This window comes from Haloferax profundi, from assembly GCF_001469865.1.
Lineage (GTDB): Archaea > Halobacteriota > Halobacteria > Halobacteriales > Haloferacaceae > Haloferax > Haloferax profundi.
In genome coordinates, this window is the sequence record NZ_LOPV01000068.1 from 1 (window position 1) to 3,455 (window position 3,455).

Below are 3,455 nucleotides of genomic sequence, written 5' to 3' on the forward strand. Positions count from 1 at the left end.
TTGTCGCGCCACGCCGTCCCCCAGAGATTCGGTTGTGAGAGGTCCACCCCGTGGTCGTAATAAAACGAGACGACTGCCGGGTGGTCGAGGTACGCCAAGCCCACGCCGGAGTTGAGTTCTTCGCGGCAGCGCGTACACTTGTAGACGGCCATCGCATCCTCACACACCGTCTCTGGGTGGGGGTCGTCCGATTCCGTCGAGAGGTGCGGTTTCATTCGCCCCTGACACGTCACACAAAATCCGTTTCGTGCCTGTGCGAACAGCGACAGAACGTACTGTTCTGCGACTTCGGGGATGTCGGCGTCGTCGTAGCCTTCGAACACGCCCGGTGGGATACCGGCGTCTGTAATCGTCTTGTCGCAGTCGGTACAGCGGACGTGCATGCGCTCGTCTGCGTAGGTCGCTTCGACTTGCCCATCACACGTCGGACAGGGAGTCTCGACTGGGAGTGGCCCGACGTCGTCGCCGCGAGTGTACGACCCTGCGAGGATGGCACCCACGACGGTCCACCCTGCGAGGCGGATTTCGTACCCGGCGTCGGACTTCTTGACGAAGAGTCCCGTGAGTTTTCCGAGGTGGTAGTTGAACCGACCGCTGTCGGTGACGCCGACTCGTTCGCGGAGTTGTGAGAACGTGAGCGGTTCGTCCGGCGAGTCTGCGAGGACACGGAGGATTGCTAACCGTGTCTCGTCGGCGAGGAGGGAGAACGCGTTCTCGGCCCCGGAATCGGTGGACGGGGATGCATCGCGGGCACGCATAGGTAGCGATACGCTCGTTTCGGGTTTAATTGAATCGCGTGGAGACATAATCGCCTAACCACCCTCGCGACGACAGCGACGATGGCGAACGGCAGGAAGATAGCTATCCCGAGTCCGAGGACCCAACTCGTGACGAGGAGCGGAGTGGCGACGACTGGTGCAAGCCACGAGAGGATGGTCTGCGCCGTGAATACGACGGCACCGACGGCGACGAGGGCAGCAACAACTCGACCAATGGTGGCGATTCTGTGAGCGTGGACGGGAGTCGAGTTCATACGTACATCGAGGCGGCACTGTGGCATAATAGTAAGCAGAATGATATTTTTGTACGGTCGCGTACAGAAACTTCGTTCGGTACAGGAGGGAACTCGTCGTCGTTGGAGAATGAACTCGCCTCCGAGTTAATTGCGGAGAACGACAGCGGTTTACCGCTCGCCCTCCCACGGCGGTATATGTTCAGCCTCGAACAGCTGGAGGTGACGGTATGACGCGAGAATTAACCGAAATCACGGTCATCGGAGGAGACAAGACCGGACTCATCGCGAATGTGACCACCCTGCTGTTCGAACGCGGAATCAACGTCGAGGACTTAGACCAGGCCGTCCGCGAGGGAATCTTCCGGATGACCCTCCACGCGGACACCTCGGAGATGACCTGTACCCGCGACGAACTCCGCGAGGCGCTCTCGGACCTCGGTGACGACCTCGGCGTGGAGGTACAGGTTCGGTTCCCGTCCGACCGCGAGACCCGCGAAATCGCCGTCCTCGTCACGAAAGAGTCCCACTGTCTCGAAGCACTGTTCGAGGCGTGGGCGAACGACGACCTCGGCGCGGAGATTTCGGTCGTCATCGGCAACCACGACACGCTCGAACCGCTGGCGAGTCACTACGACGTTCCCTTCCACGACATCGGCGACCAGAAAGGGACTGCGAACGAAGACCGCCTGCTCGAACTCCTCGCAGAGTACGACGTGGACCTCATCGTCCTCGCGCGGTACATGCGCATCCTCGGCCCCAACGTCGTCTTCCGGTACGAAGACCGCATCATCAACATTCACCCGTCGTTGCTCCCTGCCTTCCCCGGTGCCGCCGCGTATCGACAGGCGAAAGAGAAAGGTGTCCGCATCGCCGGCGTGACCGCCCACTACGTGACGACGGACCTCGACCAGGGGCCGGTCATCACCCAGCGGGCGTTCGACGTCCCCGACGACGCGTCCATCGACGACATAAAGAGCCGCGGCCAACCGCTCGAAGCAGACGCGCTTCTCGAAGCGGTGAAACTCCATCTCGACGACGCACTCACGGTCCACCGCGGGCGCACCAGTCTCCGCGAGGAAGTCGACCCCGAGAAGCACCAACTCGGCCTCACCAGTGAGGCACAGGCGTCGAACCCCGACCGCCCGGTGGACGGAATCATCGACGCACTCGACACGAAGAAACTGGCTGCCCCCGAGCAGTCTGAAGACTGAGTTCTTTTCTCAGTTCCCCGCCCATTCAGGGGAATGACCGATTCGCCAACACCTGACTTCGGTGGCCGACCGACCGGCCCCGGTGCGGCCCGTACCCTCGGTGAGTTCGCCTTCCGCGTCGAAGACCTGCCAGCGATGCGTGCGTTCTACCGCGACGTCGTCGGCCTCGGCGACCCCATCGGCGACTTCGATACGGCGACGTTCTTCGGACTCGGCGAGAGTCACGCCGGCCACGAAGCGGTGTTCGTCCTCTTCGACCGAACCGGCACCGACGGGTACGCCGGAATCGACCCGAAGAAGACGACGCTCGACCACGTGGCGTTCAGCATCGACCCCGACGACTTCGACGCCGAAGTCGAACGCCTTCGTGACCACGAACTCGAACTCGACTTCGCCTACCACGAGTGGGTCGAGTGGCGCTCCGTGTACTTCTCGGACCCCGAGGGCAATCGCGTGGAATTGGTCTGTTTCGACCCTGAGGGCATGGGAAAGAACGACCGATTCCAGTAGCACAACCCGACGGAGTATCCGTGCTGTACGATACCGTGTTTTCTCCATCTGAAGTTACTAGTCATCGACTGCTTGTCGAGGGTGCTGAGTACAGCGCGCGAGTCGGTCAAAACGGTTGCTGGATTGAGCACGGTCAGACGACTGTGCGAGACAAGTATTTTACCACCGCACTCACATTGTACACACATGAGTTCCGAATCGGAGAAGAAGCGAGTTCAGTTCCGAGCACCCAGAGGGTTGGTTGATCGGGCTGACACTCTCGCAGCGGTGTTCCAGACAGACCGGACGGACATCCTCATCACTGCCCTCCGCGAGTATCTTCGGGACGCAGCTCATTCTGACGAAGTGAAGCAGGAGGTCGCAGAAGCGTATTACGACGACGACATTACCTTCGAGGAATTAAAGTCTCTCGTCGGTCACGAGGAGGCCGCAAATTTCCGTCTTCTGAAACAACAACTGAGCGAGACGTTCATTGACGACGTGGCGGAGGAGTTGGCTGACACATAGATGGTGCGTCTCGTCGCTGATACCTCCGCCCTCGTTAGTTTGGGAACCGTTGCGGACGCCACGACAAATCCACTGGATATACTTCTTGAGTCGCACGAACTCCTACTCCCCGAGCAAGTTCTCGAAGAAGTAGCTGAAACCGCATCTTACGACGACGCCTCTGGAGTGGCGGCACAAGCCGTGCTTGACCGTAGGAACGCGTTCGATGTCCG

Annotated in this window: 5 protein-coding genes and 1 pseudogene; 4 read left to right on the forward strand and 2 right to left on the reverse strand. The window is 60.4% G+C overall.

Annotation, left to right across the window (positions count from 1 at the left end):
- On the reverse strand, nt 1-758 hold a 758-nt coding region (locus AUR66_RS03455), incomplete at its 3' end, for a winged helix-turn-helix domain-containing protein (protein ID WP_058571118.1).
- Nucleotides 677-1,033, reverse strand: coding sequence for a hypothetical protein (locus tag AUR66_RS21710; protein WP_197409666.1), 357 nt, complete (start codon nt 1,031-1,033; stop codon nt 677-679). The genes AUR66_RS21710 and AUR66_RS03455, both read right to left, overlap by 82 nt.
- Before the next feature lie 209 nt (nt 1,034-1,242).
- On the opposite strand from AUR66_RS21710, the gene AUR66_RS03465 reads away from it, so the two are divergent.
- The 4 genes and pseudogenes from AUR66_RS03465 to AUR66_RS22490 all read left to right on the forward strand — a co-directional run.
- A complete protein-coding gene (locus tag AUR66_RS03465) occupies nt 1,243-2,226 on the forward strand; it encodes a formyltetrahydrofolate deformylase (RefSeq protein WP_058571120.1) in 984 nt (327 codons plus the stop codon).
- A 33-nt stretch (nt 2,227-2,259) separates the two neighbouring features.
- Entirely contained in the window at nt 2,260-2,736 is a 477-nt protein-coding gene (locus AUR66_RS03470) for a VOC family protein (protein WP_058571121.1), read from the forward strand.
- 186 nt (nt 2,737-2,922) lie between these two features.
- Nucleotides 2,923-3,243 carry a hypothetical protein gene (locus AUR66_RS03475; RefSeq protein WP_058571122.1) on the forward strand — a complete coding sequence of 107 codons (321 nt, stop codon included), beginning with the start codon at nt 2,923-2,925 and terminating at the stop codon, nt 3,241-3,243.
- Nucleotides 3,244-3,455, forward strand: a pseudogene (locus AUR66_RS22490) (hypothetical protein); the annotation flags it as partial.

Coding starts and splice junctions, on each gene's coding strand:
- AUR66_RS21710 (WP_197409666.1), bottom strand. CDS start 1,033: ATGAACTCGACTCCCGTCCACGCTCACAGAATCGCCACCATTGGTCGA.
- AUR66_RS03465 (WP_058571120.1), top strand. CDS start 1,243: ATGACGCGAGAATTAACCGAAATCACGGTCATCGGAGGAGACAAGACC.
- AUR66_RS03470 (WP_058571121.1), top strand. CDS start 2,260: ATGACCGATTCGCCAACACCTGACTTCGGTGGCCGACCGACCGGCCCC.
- AUR66_RS03475 (WP_058571122.1), top strand. CDS start 2,923: ATGAGTTCCGAATCGGAGAAGAAGCGAGTTCAGTTCCGAGCACCCAGA.